This window comes from Aurantiacibacter rhizosphaerae, assembly GCF_009807005.1.
GTDB lineage: Bacteria > Pseudomonadota > Alphaproteobacteria > Sphingomonadales > Sphingomonadaceae > Alteraurantiacibacter > Alteraurantiacibacter rhizosphaerae.
Genome location: NZ_WUBR01000001.1, coordinates 756,491 through 779,103 on the forward strand (window position 1 = coordinate 756,491; position 22,613 = coordinate 779,103).

Genomic DNA, 22,613 nt, shown 5'->3' on the forward strand with positions numbered 1-22,613 from the left:
ATTGAGCAAAGCATGGGCGATTCTGACCCCGCGCGAACGGCGCCAAGCTTGGGTTGTGCTGGTCGTGGTGATTGTCTCCGCGATGGCGTCGGCCGCGATGGTCGCATCCGTCTTCCCTTTTCTTTCCGTGCTTGCACAGCCGAACGAAGTTGAAAAAAGCACAGCTCTCTCATGGGCTTATGGCGCATATGGGTTTACCGACGAGTACAATTTTCTAATCGCTTTGGGAGCAGCCTCTTTTGTCGTTATTGTTGTGGGAAACCTGCTCCAGATTGCGCGCGTTTATGTTATCGCGCGTTATACCGCGATGCGCACCCACGCGATTAGCTTGCGATTGTTATCCGCTTATTTAGCGCAGCCCTACGAATACTTCATAGATCATCATTCAAGCGAAATGAGCGCTAAGGTCCTCGACGAGGCTCATCGCGTCGTCGCGTTGTTCTTACGACCCATTCTCGAAGTCATTTCCGCCGGTCTCACGATTTTTGCGGTCTTTATCCTTTTGGTGATTGTTAATCCCACGATTGCATTCGTCGCATTGTTTTTCATCGGCTCGCTCTATACAGGGGTTTTTACCTTTTCGAGGCGCGCAGTGGCTCGGATGGGGCAAGAGCGCGCTGAAGCCAATCATGAGCGCTATCGCAACACAAGCGAGGCGCTGGGAGCTATAAAGGATATCAAACTGCTTGGCTGTGAAGGCGAATTTCTTGGGCGCTTCAGCGCCGCTTCGCACCGGATGGCGGTGACGCAATCCACTGTCAGTGTCTTAGGCCAAACTCCTCTTTACGTAATTCAGACCGTTGGCCTCGGCGGGGTCATTGCGCTGTGCTTGGTGATGATTAACCGCGAGGCCTACATGTCTGGAACAGCACTCACGAACTTGGTGCCTGTGCTTGGCGTGTTCGCTTTTGGTGCGCAGCGCCTGATGCCCGAGCTTTCGCGGGCCTATCAAAACCTCACACAGATCAATTACGGCGGCCCAGCTCTTAATTTAGTTTACAACGATGTCGTCAAAATGCCTCCGCCTGAACATCCGGGTGTTGCAGCGAAAGACGGCTTTGACTTCGACGCCCCGTTGCGCGTGGAGCGTGTGACTTATCACTACCCTTCGGCGGAGCGACCAAGTCTCAGGGATATCAATATCGACATATCGGCAGGGCAGCGCATTGGGATCGTCGGGGCGACAGGGGCGGGCAAGACCACTTTGGTGGACATCGTTCTGGGCCTGCTTCAGCCGACCCATGGCACCTTGTCTGTGGGCGATAAGCCAATTGGCCCAGGCGATATCCGGCAATGGCAACGCAATGTGGGTTACGTTCCGCAGGAGATTTTTCTCACTGATGCAAGCGTGGCGGAGAATATAGCATTTGGGGTTCCTAAAGAACAGATTGATCTCGATCGGGTGCGCCATGTCTCTCAGATTGCTAAAATCGATGCCTTCGTCATGAGCGATTTGCCCAGTGGCTATGAAACCTCAATCGGTGAAAAAGGCGTGCGACTTTCGGGAGGGCAGCGCCAGAGACTTGGCATCGCTCGGGCCCTTTATCGGGACCCGCATCTCATCGTTTTTGACGAAGCGACCAGCGCACTCGACAACCTCACCGAAAAAGAAGTCATGTCCGCGATCGATGCTCTGCCCGGTGACAAAGCAGTGGTGCTTATTGCGCACCGTCTGAGCACTGTGGAGCGGTGCGACAAAATCGCGCTACTCGACGCTGGGCGGATTGTCGGATACGCGTCTTGGGCTGAATTGCTGGTACAGAGCGATGCGTTCAAGCGAATGGTGGAAGCGACGTCATCCCGACTGGAAGTCGACCTGAGCTGAGGCCTTCCTAAGTGGGCAACGCAGCGAATCGGGCGGACTCAACTTCAGCAAAAAATTGGTGTAAAAATGGATATAATCACGGCAAACCATACGGCAGCGAACCAGATTGCCGCTCGCCAAGCTGGGCGTGTCCTGTTTATATCTGATATAGACGCACGGCTAAATCTGCCTCAGGGGCGATCCTATCAGCACACCAATCGGCAAATGGGCCGAAATACAGGCAATTTGCTGTTCACCCACGCGATCCAGTCTTATCTTGCACGGGCTGGCATCGAGTACGACATTGTATCTCCTCCGCGTGAGAGAGCTTTAGATATCGATTTTGGGCGTTACAGCCATTGCATCATTAATGTGGCGAATTGGCTTTCAGTAGAATTGAAAGACTATCTCGTCAGGTTTGCCATGTCGCTGAGCGAGGCTAGCATCCCGATCTATTGCGTTGGACTGGGTGCGCAGGCTGAACGCGGCGATGAACCTACTTTCGTCGAACGGATCCGGCGCGAGGCGTCTGTCTTTATCGACACCGTGTTGAAAAGCGGAGGTGCCATTGGTCTTCGCGGTCAGTTCACAGCCGACTGCTTCGATGTTCTAGGCTATTCCGGGGAATATACCGTCACCGGGTGCCCATCGATGTTTCAGTTTCACTCAAGTCTGCAGATCGAAAAACCCGCGCTCGAACCGTCCGAACTCAAGCCACTTTTGAATGGAATGAAGCAACTTCGCGACACCGAACTGGTTCGCGACTTCCGGGGCTATTACGGCGCCACGTATGTGTGCCAAGATACCCTGATGCGCTTCTTAGCTTTCTATTCGGAACTTGAACGTAAGAACCGTCTCGATCTGCTCGCCTGGCCTGAGGACGTGCTCGAGATCATCAGGAATCGGCAAGCTCGGATATTCTTCACGCTGTCCGAATGGATCTCATTCATCCGCAGAGAGCAGTTCAATTATTCGTTCGGAGGCCGGATCCACGGCAACATCGCAGCGATCCTATCCGGCGTGCCAGCCACCGTTTCGGTGATCGACAGCCGCACGCGCGAGCTTGCTGACTTTTTCCAAATACCGACCTCGCAGAGATCGCCTTGGCAGGCCGGAGACACACTATTTGCCGAATACGAGCAGGCGGATTTTGAGCCTTTTAACAAGCGCTTTACGTCTGCGCGACAGAATTTCGCGGATTTTATTGAACGCCACGGGATTCCGTTTGAGCTTCCCACTAACACTAATCCGATTGGCTATGCATTTCTTAACGAAGCCGGGGGAAAAGGAGGCGGTGCATCGGACCCGCCGGAGGCGGATCGCCTTGATTCCGACCTTATCGAACTTGTCGATCGTTATCGCGATTTCGAACCTGTCACAATAATTGAGTGTATTCTTGATCGTAGAGCTCAGTTTGGCATCTTTAGCCGCTTATCAGGGCATGCTTGAGAACTTTCCTGCCACATACTAGCCCAATAATTACCTCGCGACTCGCACTTTGTTGCAGGCCGCCAAATAACATTGCAATTGGAGAGTTCAGTGCTCAAAAGGATCGCCGGCATTCGCAATTCACGAAAGCCCAAGATGATGGTTCCCAAGTCCCGAAATGCGGTTGAGACCGATCTCGGGACTTGGTGGTACCCTCAACTTGGGGGGCCCGAAAGCCTTCTCGCCTATGCGCGCTCCATCGATGCGGTGAAGCTTTGCCGCGAACTCTTCGACACTCTGAGCGAAGATAAATACCTTCTTTATGTTAAGGAATTTTACGATCAAGGACGAGCGCTTTGGGGCGACAGTTGGGTCTTCCACGATATCAACACCGTCCTGTTGAGCGCGGCCCTGTCCATGAAGCCTGAGAGCTATATGGAAATCGGCGTGCGCCGCGCCCGCAGCGCTGCGATGGTTCTCTCTCAACAGCCCGACTGCGCGTTTAGCGCATTCGATATGTGGATCCCGGAATATGCGGGTATGGAAAATCCCGGTCCAGACTTCGTGAAAGCAGAGTTGGATCGGCTGGGCCATCGCGGACCTCGCGAGTTTATCGACGGCAATTCGCTGGAAACGGTCCCGCGTTATTTTGCGGAAAACCCGGATCGTTTTTTCGATATTATCACCGTTGATGGGGACCATTCGATTGCTGGTGCAAGAGCGGATCTAGTAAACGTCAAAGAACGCGTGAAGATCGGCGGATTGTTGGTCTTCGATGACACCGCTAACCAAGGGCATGCGGGTCTGGGCGATGTGTGGGATGAAACAATCGCGGGAGATCCTCGCTTTACGTCCTTTGTGTTCAATGAAGTCGGTTTTGGTATCGGCATTGCGACGCGTAAATTCTGACTTCGTGATGCTGGTATTACCTTGTCAACCAATCGAGGTGAAACGCACATGAAGGTGCTGATCACAGGATGTTGCGGTTTCATTGGCCGTTATCTGATCGATCTCGTGAGCCAGCAAGGGTACGCGCCCTTTGGTCTGGACCTGAATCCTGCTGCGCCAACGGGCATCACTTCTGATCACTATTTTTGCACGAGCGGTACCGCTGAGTTGTGCGCCATTGTCGAGAAAGTCCAGCCCGATCTGTGCGTTCACGCTGCGGGGCAGGCGTCCGTTCCTGGATCGTTCGAAAACCCTGAAAAGGATTTCACTGGCGGCCCTGCGCTGACCTTCGCAATTCTCGATGCGCTGCGCCAATTCGCTCCCAAATGCCGTCTGATCTTTCTGTCCAGCGCATCAGTCTATGGGCAGCCGGGACAATTGCCTATATCCGAAGCGCAACCGCTTGCGCCAATGTCCCCTTACGGCTTTCACAAGTGGCAATCGGAGATTCTGCTGCGCGAATTCCATGAGATTTTTGGGCTCAACACCGCCTGTGTGCGGATCTTCTCAGCTTATGGCATCGGGCTGCGCCGTCAGGTTCTATGGGACATCTGTCGCCGGATTATTTCCGAGGGCGAACTCATTCTTCGAGGTACAGGTCAGGAAAGTCGCGACTTTATCAATGTTCACGACGTGGCATCAGGCATTTTAACGGTGGCGCAGAACGCACCGGCCAGAGGCGAGGCCTATAACCTTTCGAGCGGGATCGAGACGACGATTTCCGAACTCGCTAACATCGCCGTATCGGCGCTGGATGAAAGCGTAGTGCCAGCTTTCGACGGAACCGTCTCGGTTGGCGACCCTTTGAACTGGCGTGCGGATGTATCCGCCATCCAGGCTTTGGGGTTCAAGCATGAGACGAATCTTCAAGATGGAGTTGCCGCTTACGCGCTATGGTGCAAGGAGCAGATCCGCGCAGATCATGGTGGAGGCGACCGCTAGGTCCTAAATCATCGCGCGTTCACGGATAGCTTGAGGGGCTTGGCGAGGATGGCTGAAACAGTCTTCATAATAAATAACGTGCTGGGTGGGGTCGCCAGTTTCTGCACGAATATCATGGAAGGCCATCCACCCGATGCACCTCCGCAACAGGCCATTCTTCTCACTGACGCGTCAGATGAAGCGCCGACCATTGATGGCCAGTTTGGTGAGAACCGCAAACACTCGCTGAAATTTTCCCCTAACGAGAACCAATCCCACGTGCTGGCGCGACTTGCCGCGACTATTCCCGATGGGCCCGGTTCGATTATATCGAACCAGCAGATGGAGCTCGCCCTTTTTAGCCAGCAGCCGGTCGACAAAACCATCTTCCAGGTGGTGCACGACGAATACAATCTCAGGCTGTCGCAGAAGTACTCAAAGATCATCGATGTGTTCGTCGCGCATAGTCAATTTTACCACGAAAGGCTTAGGGAGTGCCTACCTGACCGAGAAGAGAGCATTTTTCATCTGCCTTACGGTATCCGGCTTTCGTCCAATCAGCGCAAACCAGCCGATGGGCCGATACGACTGGTCTTTCTCGGTCGACTGACGGAAGCGAAAGGGGTACTGGACCTCCCTAAGATCGAGGAAGGTCTGCGCGCGCGCGGTGTCGCGACCGATTGGACGGTTATTGGTAGAGGGCCGTGCGGGGACCAGTTGCGCGCGCAGCTGCCCCCCAGCGAGCGGATTCGTTATGTCTCGCCAAGCACGAACAGCGAGGTTTTGAAACACTGCGCTACGGGCGATGCGCTTGTTTTCCCAACCCGGTTCGAAGGTTTCCCGGTCGCGTTGTTGGAAGCTATGAGCGCAGGGCTTGTGCCGATCGTGTCTGATCTTGAAAGCGGCGTTCCCGAGGTCGTCAACGAGCGCACCGGTTTCCGAGTGGCCGTTGGCGAAGTGCAAGGATTTATCGAGGCGGTTCAACGCCTCGACTCGGATCGATCCACGCTGGAAGCGATGAGCGCCGCGTCGAGCTCCATGGCGAGTCACTTTGATATCACTGAACGCGCGACCGCCTATCACGCGCTCTTCTCTCGCCACGCCCAGCTCAAGCGCCCTTGGAGCGGGCCGCTTCAAATCACTCACGGGAGTCGCCTCGATGCGCCCTATATCCCAAACGTTGTGTCCACCTCGCTGCGGCGGACGCGGTCGTTTTTGCAAAGCCTCAAGGCATGACAAGCGCGCCGCCAGTCAGCGTCATTACCACCGCGTATAACCGCGAAGCCTATCTGGGCGACGCGATTGAGAGCGTACTCGCATCCAGCTTTGAGGATTTCGAATATATCGTTGTCGACGATTGTTCGAGTGACGCGACATTCGACTTAGCCCAGCGATACGCGGCCATGGATAGCCGGGTCAGGGTCTATCGAAACGAAGTGAATCTGGGGGATTACAAGAACCGCCATTATGCGGCGACACTCGCTCAGGGTACCTATTTAAAATACGTGGACTCAGATGACGTGATCTATCCGCACGGGCTTCAAGTCATGATGCAAAGCGCCAGCCGATTCCCGGATGCGGGGCTAGCTCTAAGCTGCAAGCCTGAGGCCCAGCGTTCGTACCCGGTCGCCCTTTCCCCACGCGAGGCTTATCGCCGCCATTTCTTTGAAGGCGGTCTTTTCAACAACGGCCCTCTTTCAACCCTTATTAAGCGCGATGCCTATCACGCGGCCGGAGGGTTTACAGGCGAACAATTCATCGGTGATGCCCAGCTTTGGCTAGCGATTGCACGCGATGCTCTTGTTATCCTGATGCCACAAGACCTGACATGGTGGCGCAGTCATGGCGAGCAGGAATTGGCGTATGAATTGCGCACTCTCGACACAGTGGCGGCGCGTCATTCGCTGGCGATTAATTCCCTGAGGGATACCCGAAGTCCTCTGAGCGATGCGGAAACGCAGCGGGCGCTGGACATTGTGCAGCGCAAACACGCCAGCTTGATTCTGAGCGTCGCTCGGCGCTTTTCGTTCGCCCAGGCGTTCAAGCTTGCGCAGACTTTGGGCCTGAGCACTGGTGATTTCGTCCACGCGCTCAGTTCGCGCTTAACCAAAGGACGCAAAGCGTTATGATGCCCGCCCCGCAAGTCTCGATCATCGTGCCGTGTTACAATGGCGTGCCTTGGCTGGAACGCCTTGCGCAAACGCTAGCCCCCTACCGTGTCGAAGGTGTTGAGATCATCTTTGTGGATGACGGCAGCACCGACGACAGCGCGGCGGCGTTTCAAAACTTCATTCCCGAAGCTCATATCTTGCAGCAGAAAAACGCTGGCGTTGCAGCGGCGCGCAATGCTGGTGCCAGCGTGGCTTTGGGCCAGTATCTGCAATTCCTGGACGCCGACGACGTAATCCTTCCCGGCAAATTCGACGCGCAGATCTCGGCGGCGAGCGCGCGAGAATTAGACGTTGTCTATTCCGACTGGCGCATGGTGGTAGTCGACAGTGAGCGCATCGAATACGAACCCTTGCGCAACAAACCTATGTCCTCAGAACCAGTCGCCGCATTGCTTTTGGGTTGGTGGGTGCCCCAACACGCTTATCTCATCCGCAAGAGTGCCTATGACGCGATCGGAGGTAGCAATTCAAAGCTAGTCAATGCACAAGACTTTGACTTGGTTTTGCGCCTGGCGATTGAAGGCAAGAAGTTTGGGCATGTACCGGGGCTTTTCGCGGAATACTTTCGCTTTGTCCAAGCGAAAAGCTTGGCTCAAGGCCCTCGCAAACAATACTGGAGCGATTATGAGACCGCGGTACTTGATGCGGTGAACATCATGGAGGCAAACGATGGATTGACGCTCGAACGGCGCAAGGCGGCGGCTGAGAAGCTGCATGTCATAGCGCGCAGCGTTTACGCCATTGATAAAGAATGGTTCTCAAGGCTTTTGTGCCACCTTGATGCTCTTTGCCCCGACTACAAGCCTTCGGGCGGGGGCGCTTATGCTGCCTTCGGCCGCGTTGCGGGCCTGCGCGCAGCCGAAGCCTTCGCGCATGGAACCCGCGCGCTGCGCCACCGATTGAGAGGTGCGCTTTGAGGCTGGTCAGCACCCATTTTATTTGCGCAAAGGGCTACTCTTCCGCCTGGCGGCCCTTAAGCGCTCAGACGGTATAGGTCGTAAACCCAATTATGCGCGTTCTATACGTAGGCCACTTAAACCCCGGGCAGACATCCTTGATGCGCATGCGCGCTCTTGAGCGCAACGGCATCGAGACTGTCGGTTTTAACGCTCGCAAATTCTTGGAAAACCAATCGCTTTTCGACAGGCACGTTCTTGCCCGTATCGCGCCGCATCGCGCGATCGGCAAAATGAACGAGGAATTGCTGCAGGCCGCCCGCGAAGTTCGGCCGGACCTTGTGTGGTTCGACAAGCAGGAATTCGTATCCGCCGAGACGCTAGCCGCAATCAAAGAGCTAGGCGCTCGCCTCGCCTACTATACGCCTGATCCCTATTTCACGGTGACTTGGAAACAGACGACCGCCTCGCGCGATGCCATGCCGCTTTTCGATATTCTTGTCACCGCCAAGGCCTATGAACTGAAGCATTTCGAGCAAGTTGGCGGCAAAGTCATATATATGCCCCTTGGCTATTGCGATGAGGTGCACCGGCCGATTAAGAGCGTCGCTTCTGCGCAAACTATCGATGTCAGCTTTATCGGAGGCTGGGAGCCGCGCCGCGAAGAGTTCATGGAGGCGATCTCTGGTAGCGGGCTCGGCGCGTATATCTGGGGTTATGGCTGGGATCACCTGATCGACGGAAGATGGTCTATTCGTCGCCATTTGAGGTTGCAGCGCTTAGCGCCGAACGAGCCCCATCGCATACGCGTGTCCAAACAGTTATCGACGCGTATTTACCCTGGTGAAATCTATGACGAGGCTTACGCGCGCGCTCTATCGCAGTCCCGGATCAGTCTTGGTCTGTTGCGGACTACCTGGCCCGATCAGCACACCACGCGCACCTTTGAAATACCGGCCTGCGGTTCGCTACTCTTAGCCGATCGAACCGACGAACATCGCGAGCTTTTCGAGGCAGGCAAAGAAGCAGAGTTCTTCAGCTCTGTCGAGGAGCTGGTCGACAAAGCGCGTTTTCTAACGGACAATCCCGACACGCGCGATCGCATGGCGCAGGCCGGCAGAGCCCGCTGTATTGCGTCGGGCTATTCCTACCTCGAACGCTTCAAAGCCATCTTGCCTGAGATAAGGGGATGACGGCCAAGTCTGAGAAAAGCTGGGGTGAGATCGCTTTCCTTTATCGTAAACCCCACGCTCATCAGTACAGTATCGAAGATTATTTCGCGCGTGTTCAAGAGGACCTCACAGCGCTGGGTGTTGAGAATCACGCTGTGACCAGTTGTTATTTGTCCAGAGGCTTGTTGCCTCGACTGAAAATCGCTTGGCAGGTTCTGCGCCGTCGTGACTGGCTTTTGCACATTACCGGTGACATCACATTCGCGGCGCTGGTCTGCCGAGGCAAAGTGGCGATTACAATTCATGATACGCAGGTGTTGAGTCGGTTATCGGCGATCCCTCGAATGATCGTGAGTCTTCTTTGGTTCGAGCTGCCTATCCGGCGCGCCGACCTCGTAACGGTGAATTCAGAAGAAACAGCGCGGTGCCTGCGCGATAGGATACCCGCCGCGCGCGGCAAGGACCTTCACGTCGTGCCCGTTTCAGTGTCGGAGAAATTTCGCCCATCCCAAAAGCCTTTCAACGCCCAAAAACCCCGAATTTTGCAAATCGGCACAAAGCCGAACAAGAATGTCGGTCGACTTGTCGAGGCCCTGCGCGAGGTTGAGTGCACTTTGTGTATCGTTGGGCCGATCTCAGAAGCTCTGCGTCAAAGGCTGGAAGTCAATAAGATCGAGTACGACAATCTAGTGAACATCACCAAAAAGGAGCTTGTTCGCGTTTATGAAGACTGTGACTTGTTGGCTTTTGCCTCGATTGAAGAGGGGTTTGGAATGCCGATCGTCGAAGCGCAGCGAATCGGCCGTCCTATTGTCACCTCTTCCATCAGCTCAATGCCAGAGGTTGCCGGCAACGCGGCTTGCTTCGTTGATCCTACAAACGTTGACAGCATACGCGCGGGCCTGACGCGCGTGATTGAAGACGAGTACTATCGCAATGAACTCGTGTCGCTTGGTTTTGTGAATGTCGAGCGGTTCGAGAGACGGCGGATCGCTGAACGATACTGGGAGTTGTACCGCGCTTATGTCGCTTAGAATGGAGTTACACGGTAGCCTTGTGGTGCTTTGCGGTCCGTTCGGGGGGTCTCATGGCACCTTGGCCTCAGGGCCGATGTCGACTACCTTTTTGATCGGGCAAGATCGAGAAACGAAATGCTGATACTGATCGGACTGACATGGCTCAGCATGATACTTCTGCTTTATCGCAAGACCATGACACGCGGCCTGTATGGAGCGGGGCTCCCGCTCGCCGTTATTCTAGCCACCTCCTTTGAATATATCGGAGGGTTTTCGTTTGGGGTGCCGGGATATAGCCACATTCGAAACGACGGTTCGCTCTATCTGCTGACTTACGGTTTCACCGAGGAAACAGTATTGAAGGGCCTAGCCTGTGCTTTAGCAGCCATTGTCGCCTTCACGCTCGGCGTGCTTCTTGTCTACCGAAAAAATACCGGTCTACCGGTTCACTTTGTATCAAGTGAAGCGTACCAACGCCGTTCATTGATGATCATGCTTGCGGTTGGCGTTACGGGCATAATGGTGCCGCGTATCCCGTACCCGATCCCTTTGGCGGGTGCCTTTAGTCAAGTCGGACAGCTTACCCTTATCGCAGCGATTGCTTTCGGGCTCCACCGATCAATGCGTCTTGGTAAGGGAAACACGACATTGTGGCTGTGCCTTGCCGGAGGCTTCATCGCGTTTTATCTGATTTTTTCAGGTTTTCTCTCCTACGGATTTCAGGCGTTCGTCGTCCTAACGTGCTTCTATCTCGCGATTATTCGAAGACGAAGGATGCCAAGCCTGCGTTTCCTGATGGGCCTTCTGGCTTTTACCTATCTAGCCCTTGCTCTCTCAGTTGCGTGGCTTTCATCTCGTGAGCAATTGCGCGCCGTCTTGTGGAGTAACGCTGGGATAAGCGAGCGGTTATCCGCGATCTCGGATGCGATGCTGAGCATAACAATCCTGAATCCGTTCGATTTTCAAAGTCTCGACTTTTTGATGACTAGGTTCAACCACGGAATGTGGGTTGGCAAGGTGATCGAGCATCATAGTGTTCACCCTGAACTTCATCTCAACGGCTCAGGCCTCCTCCTCGCGCTCTTTGCTTGGGTTCCGCGATTCATTTGGCCTGGCAAGCCTGAGGCCGGGGGGAGCGATTTGCTCTCAGAGCATTCTGGCTACGTATTTAGCTCGGGTAGCGCGACGTTCGGCGCGGGTCAGGTCATCGACTTCTATATCAATTTCGGATTGGTAGGGGTCGTTTTCGGCTTTTTCGCGATGGGCTATTTAATCGGCTATCTGGACAAGGCCGCTGGGCGCAACCTGCGCTGCGGCTTTGTGCTCAAGGCCGCGCAGTATTACGTTATCGGGCTATGCCTCACGCGCTCTCTTAGCGAAGTCTTCTTCTTGATAAGCTCTGGTCTTGCTGGATTCTTGATCTTTAAATCCATCCAGTTAGTGCAACCTCATCCCAGAGTCCAAAAGCGAACTCTTGCCACGGACCCAAGGCGCCAGTCAAACCCGATTGCTCTGGCGCGCCAAGGCCTGCCTTATGACTAATTGTGGCTGCTGTTTGTCCTTCAAAGAAGCGAATAGCCTCTCATTCGCAGACCTCGATCCGCACTATCTATCCGGCGCGCTGTCTGGAAAGAGGGCAGTTTTGACAATAAACTCATTTCGAAAGCTCGGATCTTCGATTTGTCTCTCTTAGTGGTAGATCCTGGGTTGAACCTTTGGGGGTCGGAGCGCTCTTTGCTGACGACGATGCCGGCGCTTGCCTCTTCGCATGATCGCGTAATCGTGATGCTCGATCGACAAGCCGCGCTCAACGACGCTCTGCGTGATCTCGACGTCCAAATTGTTCACGCACCGTTTGCACATTTGGCGCAAAGACGCCGGTGGTTGGATAGGGGCGCCATAGCGCTCCGCATCGTTTTTGCGTGCCTTCGCCACAAGGTGTGCAAAATCTACCTCAATCAGGCCGGGCTCGCGCCGCTTGTCCATCGGGTTGCCGGTTTGCTGGGGCTTCCCTTGGTCATCCACGTGCGGATTTTGGAGGACCTTAAGCGTTGCGCAATGCTGGCGCTTGGCCCGGATGTGCACTTGGTTTTCAACAGTCTTGATATGATGGAGCGGTACGAAGAGATCGGCAATTGCCGCGCCAAGCACGTCGCCGTTTACAACCCGACAAATCTGCCCCTTAATGCCTGCGAGGAAACCGACTTTGCCCATCGGAAGATGTTTGGCTGTATCGGGCGATTGTCGACGTCTAAGGGGCAGCACATTCTCCTTGAGGCTTTTGCGCTTTTGGGCCCCCTGTCGAGAGCCCGCTCGCTTGATTTCATTGGCGAAGCGCCTCAAGGAGGGCGCCGCTATGAGGACGATTTGAAGTCGCAGGCTCAAGCCTTAGAGCTGCCCGATGCGGTGCAATTTTTGGGATATAGATCCGACGCTCAGGCCTTAATGATGGACTATCGATTTATCGTCGTTCCGTCACTGTATGAGCCGTTTGGACGAGTGGTGATGGAAGCCTGGGCCGCAGGAGCCGTTCCGATTGCATCGACCTTATCGGGCGGAAGCGCGGAGATCATTCGTGCCTCGGGGGCGGGGCTCTTGTTCGAAGGCCACACACCCGCAGCGATGGCTTCGGTGCTGCGCAAGGCGGTCTCTTTGTCCGCAAAGGACCATGGTAAGCTTGCCGCGATGGGGCGGAGCTGGGCGCGCGAGACACTGTCGATTGAAAACTATAAACGAACTCTAACAGGCGTCCTATTTTGATCATGGACCGCTTAAGCCAAGAGTGGATCGCGGGGCTCAGTTTCGCGGATCTTTTGCGGGAACGCGCACTCCAGTTGGAATCGAATTTGGCGCGCGGCACCCACACAGTGGTTCGTGCGAGGGTTAAGTAACAGCAAATGGCAACGGTTATCCTCGTCTCGCCGCATCCAGTGGACGGCTATCCTCCGGTTCAAAATCAAGCTTGCCTGTTGGCTGACACAGGGTGGGCCGTGGAGTTGATCACCACGCCGCTCGCGTCGGGGCCGCGCGGGATGCGTTTCTCTCACCCCGGTGTCACTGTGCACGAAATCGAGGCCGGACCAGGTGGAAAGCTGGGCGCCCTGCAGCGCGCTTATCGCTTCGTGTCCACTCTGAGCACGCTTCGCCGCAATGCCCACGGACCTGTGGTTGAAGTCGCATTTGAACCCAGCGGACAATTTTATAGCGACATGGCTTGGGCGCGACCGGCGGTGCGTATTGCGCATTTCCACGAATGCCTGCAATCTTTCGAAGAGTCCTTTCTCGAAAAGCGTTTGGTTAAGGCAATCGCAGGCTATCAACTCGTTGTCGTGCCAGACGAAGGGCGAGGAGAGCTTATCAGGGAACAGCTGAAGCTTTCGTCGCTGCCAACGATTGTCCCGAATTATCCTTTGCTCGGCGCTCACGAAGCGTTGCTCGAAAGAGGCGAGCGTGAGGGCTTCGAGGTGATTTACTGCGGATCGATCAGCACCCGCCAAATGCTCGGGGTGGTGGTGAAAAGCGTGTCGCAATGGCCCGAATCCGCGCGTCTCACGATTATCGGATCGACGCAGAAACCAGCGGCGCAGGAGATCATCGATATTGCCCGGCAAGAGGGAGTGAGCGAGCGCGTCGATTTCCTCGGCTGGGTCCCATATGACAAGGTCAAGCAGCGCTTAGCCGAAGCCGATCTTGGCATCTCGTTGCTTGATGGCCGGTTCGATCAATGGCGCACGGCTTTGGGAGCCTCGAACAAGCGCTATCAATACATGCAAGCTGGTCTTCCCCAGATCGCGGACATGAATCCCGGTGTGCCTGAACTGATCGAGGGCCAAGGGATTGGCCGGTGTTTGACCAATTTTTGCGAAATCGAGCTCGCAAGTCTCGTGTCTGAATACGCGTCCGACGCCGAGCGTTGCCAACGCGAAGGGGCGCGCGCTTTCGGCCTGTTTAAAGCGCGCTACAATTATGCCGAGCCCTTTTGCAGCGTTATACGCTTTATGGAAGAGCGGATAAAACCAGTGAATGGCTCTTAATGAATAGCCGCCTTTCACTTAGTGGCAGCCACTCTTGCACGATTCTAACTGCGGCTCATCTCCCTTGAAAATCTTGCTTTATGCGCCGAACTACCTGCCCGCGACCCGCTATGGGGGACCGGTCCGGTCAAGCCATGGTCTAGCTCGGGGGCTGGTAAGGCGCGGCCATCGCGTCGATGTAGTCACCACCAATGTCGACGGGGAAGGCGTCCTGGACGTCCCAGTCGGACAGGTTGTCGACATGGAGGGGGTTCGGGTCCGCTATTTCCCAACGAGCGCCCCGCGCAGGATCTATTACAGCCCTGAAATGCTTGCCGCTGTTGAAAGCGAGGTTGACACCTATGACGCGGTTCACACCAATGGAATGTTTCTTTGGCCGGGGCTTGCGATCGCTCGGGCTGCGGTAAGGGCGCGCAAACCTCTCTTCATCTCACCGCGCGGGATGCTGGTGCCAGAGATGATCGCGGGCAAGTCCAAACACATCAAACGTTTGTGGATCGCTTCACTCGAACGGCGCTATCTTAAGCAAGCGAGCGCAATCCATGTCACCTCGGAATCAGAGGCGGATGGCATCAGGCAACTGGGTTTGGACTTGGCGAAGGTTGCGATCCTGCCCAACGGCGTGGACCTGCCCAAGGATGAGCCAAGTGCGTCCGACGTCGAGGCCGAATGGGTAGGCGTGGATCGCGGCGAGCGCGTCGCCTTTCTCGCGCGTCTGGATTGGACCAAGGGCCTTGATCTGGCGATTGAAGCGGTGGCACGTCACCCTACGGCCACGCTTCTTATCGCAGGCCCCGATCAGATAGGCCTTCAGAGCGCTTTGGAAAAACAGCTGGTTCGGCAAGATGGATCGTGCGCAGGGCGCTTTGTTGGGCAACTCGACGATCAGAGAAAATGGGCGTTTCTGGCTGGCGCGGATTTACTGTTAGCACCGTCAGTTAAAGAGAGCTTTGGAATGTCGGTGGCTGAGGCGCTGTGCATCGGGACGCCCGTGATCTGTACGCCCGGCGTCGGCGCTTCGAGCATTGTAGAGAGAATTTCGCCCGGGCTTGTGGTTGAGCGTCATCCCGACGTCCTCGCTGAGGTGGTGAAGGAAGCGCTTTTGGATCCAACGCGCAGCGCCCAACTGGGCAAAATAGCCAAGGCCATGATGGCAGAGGAATACGGCTGGGATGCAATAGCCGATCGCATGGCGGCTTTGTATCGTCAAACCCAATAGGCGATGGATGGGCAATACGTCACCAGACGCCGTATTTGGCCTTAGTGGCCACACTCACTGTCCGCTAAAGTCAAACAACTCTCAAACTCAAGCCGGTGAGAAATCGAAGCATGTCGCCAGTTCGGATCGCTAACCTCCTCTATCGCTCTCCTTACGTCGCTGTTCGAGAGATCGTGAAGCGCCTGCCCGGAATGGAGTTTCTGAAGGATACCGAAGGGTACGCGACGCAAATCACTTATGACATGTGGTTTGACCAGTATATTCGCGGGATCAACGGTGGCGGGATCTATTGGCCGATGCATCGCTCAAGCCGGTGCATAAACTGGAGGAACGTGCATCTGGGGATCGATGTCGCCCCAGGCTACATGCCGGGGTGTTATATTCAGGCTATGGGGCCGATTTCGATTGGCGATTACACCCGGATCGCCGCTAATGTCGGGATCGTATCCAGCAACCACAGCCTGCTGGATGCAAGACAGCACGAAATCAGCCGGGTCGATATTGGCAAATATTGCTGGCTTGGAATTAATTCGGTCGTGCTTCCCGGGGTGACATTGGGGGATTACTGCATCGTCGCAGCCGGTGCGGTTGTCACCAAATCTTTCCCAGACGGTTATTGCGTATTGGCGGGATCGCCCGCGCGGGTCGTAAGAGAGTTAGATCCGGATCAATGTGTTCATTACGAGAACGAGCATAGGTATCACGGCTATATCCACGAAGATGTATTTCAAGATTTCAAATCGAGGCATCTAAATGAGATTTGAGCGAAAGCTCGCTGGCTCTTACTCCCCGATCGGAGCTCGCCATGTCCGTTCAATATAACGATGAATTCTATAGCACCCGAGACGCCGGGACGAAGTACTTTGCACCGCAATTGTCGGAGCTGTTGAATGACACCTTTAAACAAAGTACTCCGTGGATTTGGGCTGCGGTGTGGGGACGTTGGCGTCGCAAATGAAGGCTCTGTGAGGCGCGCGCGTTATGGGTGTTGAAGGCCCTTGGTTCGATAAGGACAAGCTTGTCATCAAAAACGATGAATTCATCCAATTGGACTTCAATCAATCGCTTGCGATGCCCAAAGAGCGCTTCGACATTGTGGGCTCCCTGGAAGGGGCAGAGCATATGTCTGAGGATTGCGCGCAAGGCTTTGTAAATGCGCTGTGTGACCTAAGCGACGTGGTGGTTTTCGCTGCTGCGATACCCTTGCAAAGGGGGTATCGGGCACATCAACGAACGTTGGCCATCCTATCGGGCCGCCGTGTACTGAGAAGCCGGATATCGCGCATTCGATTTCATTCGCCCCAAACTGTGGTCAGACAGCGACATACCGCGTTGGTATCGCCAGAATACGGTCCTATATATTCATGAAGAGGCCTGCGCACGCCTCCCAAGCGACGTTCTCATGACCGAACGAGAGCCCGCAGCTCTTGATGTCGTGCACCCCGAGACGCTAATGATTGAACGAGCGCGGTGTCACGTCGACAATATTGATTTACGCGATATCACTGCCGCCTTGTCTAGCCGCATCGCTAAGGCTCTGATCAAGAAAACGAAGAGCTAAACCAAGGGCAGACCCATCGGTTGCCAACGCTTATATCAACCCGCCGCGCGGTCAGTGTGGTTTCGCCGCAAGGGTGGGCGTTTCGTCACCGTTTTGTAAAAGGATGAGCACCAAGGTGCGTAATTTGTTATGCGGCTTGACCGATACACATCGAAATTGAACCGGGGTGCGTCACGTTTTGTTGATGCCGCTTGGCTTGTCTCGAATGCCCTATTTCTGTCATCCTGGCTTCCGGGGACAGGATGGCGCGTGCAATTGCTACGTGCTTTTGGCGCAGAGGTCGGACGTAATGTGGTGATCAAGCCGGGCGTGCGCGTAAAATTTCCGTGGCGTCTGCGGATTGGCGACCATAGCTGGATTGGCGAGGATGTGTGGATCGACAATCTTGCAGAAGTGGACATCGGAAAACATGTCTGTGTCTCTCAGGGGGCCTATCTCTGTACTGGAAGTCACGATTGGAGTTCCGAATCCTTCGATCTCATAACGAAGCCAATCATCCTACAGAACAGGGTATGGGTCTGCGCACAAGCGACAGTAGGGCCAGGCGTGGTGATCGGCGAAGGGGCGGTTCTAGGATTAAAAAGCTGCACCAGTAGGCACCTATCGCCATGGACAATCAATGCGGGGTCGCCATCTCTAGAGGTAGGCCAAAGAACTCGTCACCTGGATAGTATGGATTAGTGCTCTTCTGCATGTAAGAATACCTGTAATCAAAGCATTAGGACACCAGAAGGAAGCTCGCCAGAGAGCCTAAGCCCCAATTTCACGAAGGCCTCACTGAGACGATCGAGTATTTCGATGCCATGCTACGTGAACTTGGCGAAGAGAGCGCCGGCCTTGCTCAGCGAACCTGAACCAGCTGCGCCCACCGCCGTTCGTGGATGGCGTAGGTAGCTGCATTCTCGACATAGCGACCCAACACGCTGATCGTCTTCCAACCACCCGCCTGCATGATGGCGACCTGGTCAATACCAGCCACCATCATGTCTTGGGCCGCACCGATGCGCATGGAATGGCCCGATAGGCTGGATACCTTCTCTCCGAGTTCTGCACGCGCTGCTGCGCGCTTGATGATCCGCCTGATCGAGGCGGTATCGAGATGCCGACCGGACATCTTGCGCGTATGAAGCCCTTGGAACAACGGTCCTTCCTTGATGCCGCTAACCTCCAACCATTGCGCAAGCGAGTCTTGCGTCGAGGGCGAAAGATGGGCGATGCGGCCTTCGCCAAAGGGGTCGGACTTGGCCCTCAGGATGAGGATGGCGGCAAGGTCCGGCGCAAGGTGCTCGGCCCGCATGGCTGCAAGCTCGATGCTACGACAGAGCGTGTCATAGCCGAGGCTGATGAGCGCGGCATCGCGCTTTCCCGCAAGGGTACCGGGGCAGGCCACCAGCATGGGTCGGAGAAGATCAGAGGTCAGGCCCAGCGATTGTTTGGGGCGAGAAGGCCTTGCGCGGCGTGCACGCCTGATCGCCAGCTGCACTTCGCTTGACAAGGCAGGTGATGGCCAGTCGAGCATGCGATGGGCAAACTTGATCGCCTCAACGCGCCGCTTGACAGTCGCCATCGACAGCGTTTGGGTTTGGTCATCGATAAAACACGCCACCGTAGACGGGGCGGCAGGCACCCAATCATGGCCGTAATCGACGCACCAGGCGATAAAGCTGTGCAGGTCGCCGCGATAGCCGCTGAGCGTCTTTTCAGAGTACGCCCCTTTGCATCGCTTGAAGATGCGATCTAGATCTGTTTGGTATGGATGTCGAACGCTTCTCATGCAATTTTTATGGCGTAAAATACGCCATAATGCAACCATCTTGATAAGCGCCGCTCAGATTAGAGCTGGAAGGGCGTTGCTCGGTATTTCCGCTGCCGAGTTAAGCAGCAACTCCAATGTACCCCATCGAACGCTACAGCGCTTAGAATCTGCCGATGGCGTTCCTCCGTCGCGTGGAGGGACACTTGAGCGCGTCAAGCAGGCGCTCGAAGCCGAAGGCATCGAGTTTATCGGTGACCCTATCACCTCTCCAGGCGTGCGCCTGTGCGCTCGCAAAGCCCCCAACTAACATGACCGATCCCATGGCCAGCCAGATCTGGCGCGGTCTAGTGATTATGGTCATTCTGGGCCTTGGAGGGATCATGGCCTTTGCCAGCCCCTTTGGCTGGCCAATCCGGGACTATGATCGCTACCCGCATTTCGTAACCTTTGCCACGATATCCCTACTTTCCGTCATCGCCTGGCCGCGCGCCGCTCTCAACCATCTGCTCATCGGCCTCGCCGTCCTGGCCGGCTTCACGGAGCTCCTCCAATTCACAGCTGGCATAAGCCGCATGCCGTCATGGTCCGACTTCGGCTTCAACATATGCGGCATTGCAGCAATGCTCGGCGTGATCGCCGCCCTGCGCGCCAAGTTTCGCAGCTGATCGATCGCAGCGTATTGCTGCGATGAGGTGCTGTGCGTCGGTAGCCTCTGCACCTGCAAAAAGACCAATATCGCAAAGCTTGGGCTCCCTGCGATAGGAACACCCGCCTCGCCAAATTCCCCGACGCAACTTGCAGGCGGGTTGGCCGGTTCAACAAGCTGCAAGCGGCGCTCCTTCTCCCGATGGAAGTCCTGCAGCATCTCGCGCATCTGGCGCCCCAGCATTCCCTGGTACCGGCCAATGAGGTACTGGTCCTTCAGCAACAGGCTTCGCATCGAGGCGAAACGCGACTCGTCCGCAGACTGGTTTCGCATCGTGACCTCTCGGTCTCCGTCTCGGCCAAGCGTTTCTCTCGCCACAGCAGGTTGGTCATAGTTAAACGCCAACGCGCATATCGGCCAGCTTGCTCTCCCACGGCAGCGCGTAGGCCACGATCGCGTCGAGATCGTCATGCTGCGGCTGCCATGGCAAGGTCGCCTTGATGCGTAAAGAGTCCGCGATAAGCGATTCGGGATCGCCCGCATGGCAAGGCTCCAGCACGCGGATGATTTTGCGGTTCGGCATTCGGCATAACGCATCCAGCGCTCCCAAAACGGAACAGCCCCCGCCATAGCCGCAGTTCACCGTCAGGCTGCTGCCTCAATGACTTAAGCGCCAGCACATGTGCTGCCGCCAGGTCGCCGACGTGAATATATTTGCGCACACCGGTGCCATCCTGCGCGTCGTAATCTGTATCATACACGCCCACGCTTTTGCGCTTGCCGAGCGCCGCCTCGACCGCGACCTTAATCAGGTGTGTCGCACCGGTAGTGGACTGGCCTGTGCGACCCTGCGGATCGGCACCTGCGACATTGGAATAACGCAGTGCGCAATAGTTCAGGTCATGCGCCGCCGATGTGTCAGCCACCTCCAGTCGGCTCGTGCTTGCTTGCCATCCAATTTGTGAATGCCATAATTACGCAAAGCGATAGCGATCATTTACTGCGCAAGGTAGTGTATCCAGCCTTCAATCGTCTTCAACTTGGCGACCCAAACGTTGCCGCTACCGGAGTGGCCTACTGTTGTAGTGCACCTTGAAGCTTACCTACATTTTGTACGCTGTCACAGCACGTCACAAGAACCTCATTCCCGTCAACCACGACAACAACATTTGAGAGCCCGATCACCGAAACCCGCGGCCCGTCACTGTCAACAAAGACATTTTCGCAGTCGACCAGGTCAGCGCGACCTCGAACAGCATTACCTGCTTCGCCGCATTCCTGTTCGTTAAACAGGGCCTTCCAATTTCCGATGTCGGACCAGCCCATGTCCGCCATGACGGTCGCCGCCCTGCCGGTCTTCTCCATGACGGCGAAGTCGATTGACTCCCCATCAATTCGGCAGAAGGGCTCGGCAGCCGGATGAAAGAGATCCTCTTCCGTCTTCCCTTCTGTTACCGCCTGCCTGACCAAGCCTGCGATGTCCGGGCGGTGTGCGCCAAGTTCCTCGAGATAGGTACCTGCACGGAACACGAATATGCCGCCGTTCCACGCGAAATTGCCATCGGCGAGGAATACTGTTGCACGTTCGAGGTCAGGCTTCTCGACAAAGCGACGGACGCGGTAGCCTACAGGCAAAGGTTCCCCGCGCTCGATATAGCCAAAACCCGTTTCGGGCGCCGTCGGCGTGATCCCGATAGCAACCAGGTGACGAGATTCAGCAAGGGCTGCCGCATCGATAACTGCTCGCCGGAAAGCCTCGCTATCACGGATGTGATGGTCGCTCGGGCATACAAGCATCACCGCTTCGGCGGGAAGCCGGGCGGCAGCAAGCGCAATTGCAGGCGCCGTATTGCGGGCGCCAGGTTCGACGATGATCGTCCCTCCACTCGGGAGGCTCTCGCGAATGTGCGGTACGTGGGCATCGCCGGCAACGACGATGGGCGAGGCGAACATTGTTTCGTCCGAGCACCTTGCCAAGGTTGCTTCGAACAGCGTCTGGTCGCCCACCAAGGGGAGGAATGGCTTTGGCTTGGTCTTGCGGCTGCGTGGCCAGAGCCGCGTGCCGCTGCCGCCGCACATGATGACTGGAACAATCTTGCTCATGCCGAAACTCCCTCGCGGCAGGGTGCGGTAACCAGGCAGACACCGTCTTTGGGAAAAACAAGGCCTTCGAGATCTTTAGCCTGCGCGCAATCGCCGGGGCCAATATCCTCGCCATCGACTTGATAGGTGCCCTTGCGCGGAATCACTAGTACCGCGTCGCTATAGGCCGAGCGCAGATCATCTTCAGGATCGCCTGCCACTTGGTGGAGCCGGAAGTAAGGGCCCTCAACAAGTGTCAGGGTTTCGTCGGGGAGTACCGTTCGCCGCGTAGAGGCGTCGAATTGCGCGCCTGATGCCACCTTCATGCCTTTCTCGAGGTGGAGTTCGCGGGGTCGGCCGTAGTCAAAGAGACGGTAAGTGATGTCGGAGTTCTGCTGGATCTCGAGGATCGATACGCCGCCGCCGATGGCGTGCACAGTATTTGCCGGGATGTAGAAGAAGTCGCCCGGCGCCACGTCGTGCCAGGCGAGCAGGTTCTCGATCGAGCCATCGAGCGCGGCACTGTGCATCGTTTCCCGATTGACGTCTTCCTTGAACCCGACCCCAAGCTTGGCGCCTTCATCTGCATCGATGACGAGCCAGCATTCCTCCTTGCCGTTCGTTCCGTGCCCCGATGCGACAGCTTGCGCGTCATTCGGGTGGCACTGGACCGAGAGTTTTTCTCCAGCAAAGATATACTTGACCAAGAGCTCGGGAAGCTCAGCGGGAGGCTCGAACCAGATTTCGCCGATACGCTTGCCTGGAGCGGCCGAGAACGGCGCGGGAAGGTGGTCCAGCCCCCAGACCTTCTCAACATGGATGGGTTTCACACGCAAAGGTCTTATCTCTCGTTGCTCAGATCAGAGGGAGGTCGATAGCCGCAGCCGATGCCGTTGCCAATTGCTTCGATTATATTCGTTTTCGGCTCGATCCCGTTGCACGAACTAGCGCGTAATTCC

General features: G+C 55.9%; 20 protein-coding genes and 1 pseudogene. 17 read left to right on the forward strand and 4 right to left on the reverse strand.

Annotation, left to right across the window (positions count from 1 at the left end):
- Window position 1: 1 nt before the first annotated feature.
- The 16 genes from GRF63_RS03525 (at window position 2) to GRF63_RS16795 (ending at window position 17,851) form a co-directional block, all read left to right on the forward strand.
- Window positions 2-1,825: an ABC transporter ATP-binding protein gene (locus GRF63_RS03525; RefSeq protein WP_160484590.1), complete on the forward strand. Its 1,824-nt coding sequence runs from the start codon at window positions 2-4 to the stop codon at window positions 1,823-1,825.
- A gap of 66 nt (window positions 1,826-1,891) precedes the next feature.
- Window positions 1,892-3,253: a polysaccharide pyruvyl transferase family protein gene (locus GRF63_RS03530; RefSeq protein WP_160484591.1), complete on the forward strand. Its 1,362-nt coding sequence runs from the start codon at window positions 1,892-1,894 to the stop codon at window positions 3,251-3,253.
- A 135-nt stretch (window positions 3,254-3,388) separates the two neighbouring features.
- The gene (locus tag GRF63_RS03535) at window positions 3,389-4,141 is read left to right on the forward strand and encodes a class I SAM-dependent methyltransferase (protein ID WP_160484592.1); all 753 of its coding nucleotides are present in this window, start codon (window positions 3,389-3,391) and stop codon (window positions 4,139-4,141) included.
- A gap of 48 nt (window positions 4,142-4,189) precedes the next feature.
- Window positions 4,190-5,122: an NAD-dependent epimerase/dehydratase family protein gene (locus tag GRF63_RS03540; protein ID WP_160484593.1), complete on the forward strand. Its 933-nt coding sequence runs from the start codon at window positions 4,190-4,192 to the stop codon at window positions 5,120-5,122.
- 48 nt (window positions 5,123-5,170) lie between these two features.
- The gene (locus GRF63_RS03545; RefSeq protein WP_160484594.1) at window positions 5,171-6,337 is read left to right on the forward strand and encodes a glycosyltransferase family 4 protein; all 1,167 of its coding nucleotides are present in this window, start codon (window positions 5,171-5,173) and stop codon (window positions 6,335-6,337) included.
- Window positions 6,334-7,230, forward strand: a complete 897-nt coding sequence (locus GRF63_RS03550; protein WP_160484595.1) for a glycosyltransferase family 2 protein — start codon at window positions 6,334-6,336, stop codon at window positions 7,228-7,230. The genes GRF63_RS03545 and GRF63_RS03550 overlap by 4 nt, the downstream gene beginning before the upstream one ends.
- Window positions 7,227-8,189, forward strand: a complete 963-nt coding sequence (locus GRF63_RS03555) for a glycosyltransferase family 2 protein (protein ID WP_160484596.1) — start codon at window positions 7,227-7,229, stop codon at window positions 8,187-8,189. The genes GRF63_RS03550 and GRF63_RS03555 overlap by 4 nt, the downstream gene beginning before the upstream one ends.
- 140 nt (window positions 8,190-8,329) lie before the next feature.
- The gene (locus tag GRF63_RS03560) at window positions 8,330-9,361 is read left to right on the forward strand and encodes a CgeB family protein (protein ID WP_237392347.1); all 1,032 of its coding nucleotides are present in this window, start codon (window positions 8,330-8,332) and stop codon (window positions 9,359-9,361) included.
- On the forward strand, window positions 9,358-10,374 hold the full coding sequence (locus GRF63_RS03565; RefSeq protein ID WP_160484598.1) for a glycosyltransferase family 4 protein: 1,017 nt from the start codon (window positions 9,358-9,360) through the stop codon (window positions 10,372-10,374). Before GRF63_RS03560 ends, GRF63_RS03565 begins: the two co-directional genes overlap by 4 nt.
- Window positions 10,375-10,491: 117 nt before the next feature.
- Window positions 10,492-11,898: a hypothetical protein gene (locus tag GRF63_RS03570; RefSeq protein ID WP_160484599.1), complete on the forward strand. Its 1,407-nt coding sequence runs from the start codon at window positions 10,492-10,494 to the stop codon at window positions 11,896-11,898.
- A gap of 192 nt (window positions 11,899-12,090) precedes the next feature.
- Window positions 12,091-13,116, forward strand: a complete 1,026-nt coding sequence (locus GRF63_RS03575; RefSeq protein ID WP_160484600.1) for a glycosyltransferase — start codon at window positions 12,091-12,093, stop codon at window positions 13,114-13,116.
- A gap of 137 nt (window positions 13,117-13,253) precedes the next feature.
- Window positions 13,254-14,390 carry a glycosyltransferase gene (locus GRF63_RS03580; RefSeq protein ID WP_160484601.1) on the forward strand — a complete coding sequence of 379 codons (1,137 nt, stop codon included), beginning with the start codon at window positions 13,254-13,256 and terminating at the stop codon, window positions 14,388-14,390.
- A 64-nt stretch (window positions 14,391-14,454) separates the two neighbouring features.
- Complete coding sequence (locus GRF63_RS03585; RefSeq protein ID WP_160484602.1) at window positions 14,455-15,609, forward strand: glycosyltransferase; 1,155 nt, start codon at window positions 14,455-14,457, stop codon at window positions 15,607-15,609.
- Window positions 15,610-15,782: 173 nt separating this feature from the next.
- Window positions 15,783-16,373, forward strand: coding sequence for a DapH/DapD/GlmU-related protein (locus GRF63_RS03590; protein WP_160484603.1), 591 nt, complete (start codon window positions 15,783-15,785; stop codon window positions 16,371-16,373).
- A gap of 217 nt (window positions 16,374-16,590) precedes the next feature.
- Window positions 16,591-16,977: a hypothetical protein gene (locus GRF63_RS03595; protein WP_160484604.1), complete on the forward strand. Its 387-nt coding sequence runs from the start codon at window positions 16,591-16,593 to the stop codon at window positions 16,975-16,977.
- A gap of 322 nt (window positions 16,978-17,299) precedes the next feature.
- Window positions 17,300-17,851, forward strand: a complete 552-nt coding sequence (locus tag GRF63_RS16795) for a WcaF family extracellular polysaccharide biosynthesis acetyltransferase (RefSeq protein ID WP_160484605.1) — start codon at window positions 17,300-17,302, stop codon at window positions 17,849-17,851.
- A gap of 160 nt (window positions 17,852-18,011) precedes the next feature.
- Here GRF63_RS16795 and GRF63_RS03605 read toward each other — a convergent pair whose 3' ends face one another.
- Entirely contained in the window at window positions 18,012-18,944 is a 933-nt protein-coding gene (locus GRF63_RS03605; RefSeq protein WP_160484606.1) for a tyrosine-type recombinase/integrase, read from the reverse strand.
- Window positions 18,945-19,234: 290 nt separating this feature from the next.
- Here GRF63_RS03605 and GRF63_RS03610 point away from each other — a divergent pair, with 290 nt between their 5' ends.
- Window positions 19,235-19,591: a hypothetical protein gene (locus GRF63_RS03610; RefSeq protein ID WP_160484607.1), complete on the forward strand. Its 357-nt coding sequence runs from the start codon at window positions 19,235-19,237 to the stop codon at window positions 19,589-19,591.
- Between the two features lie 375 nt (window positions 19,592-19,966).
- Here GRF63_RS03610 and GRF63_RS03615 read toward each other — a convergent pair.
- The 3 genes and pseudogenes from GRF63_RS03615 to GRF63_RS03625 all read right to left on the reverse strand — a co-directional run.
- Window positions 19,967-20,510, reverse strand: a pseudogene (locus tag GRF63_RS03615) (NAD-dependent epimerase/dehydratase family protein); the annotation flags it as partial.
- Window positions 20,511-20,646: 136 nt separating this feature from the next.
- Window positions 20,647-21,675, reverse strand: a complete 1,029-nt coding sequence (locus tag GRF63_RS03620) for a mannose-1-phosphate guanylyltransferase (protein WP_160484608.1) — start codon at window positions 21,673-21,675, stop codon at window positions 20,647-20,649.
- Window positions 21,672-22,484 carry a class I mannose-6-phosphate isomerase gene (locus tag GRF63_RS03625; protein ID WP_419865943.1) on the reverse strand — a complete coding sequence of 271 codons (813 nt, stop codon included), beginning with the start codon at window positions 22,482-22,484 and terminating at the stop codon, window positions 21,672-21,674. The genes GRF63_RS03620 and GRF63_RS03625 overlap by 4 nt, the downstream gene beginning before the upstream one ends.
- Between the last annotated feature and the right edge of the window lie 129 nt (window positions 22,485-22,613).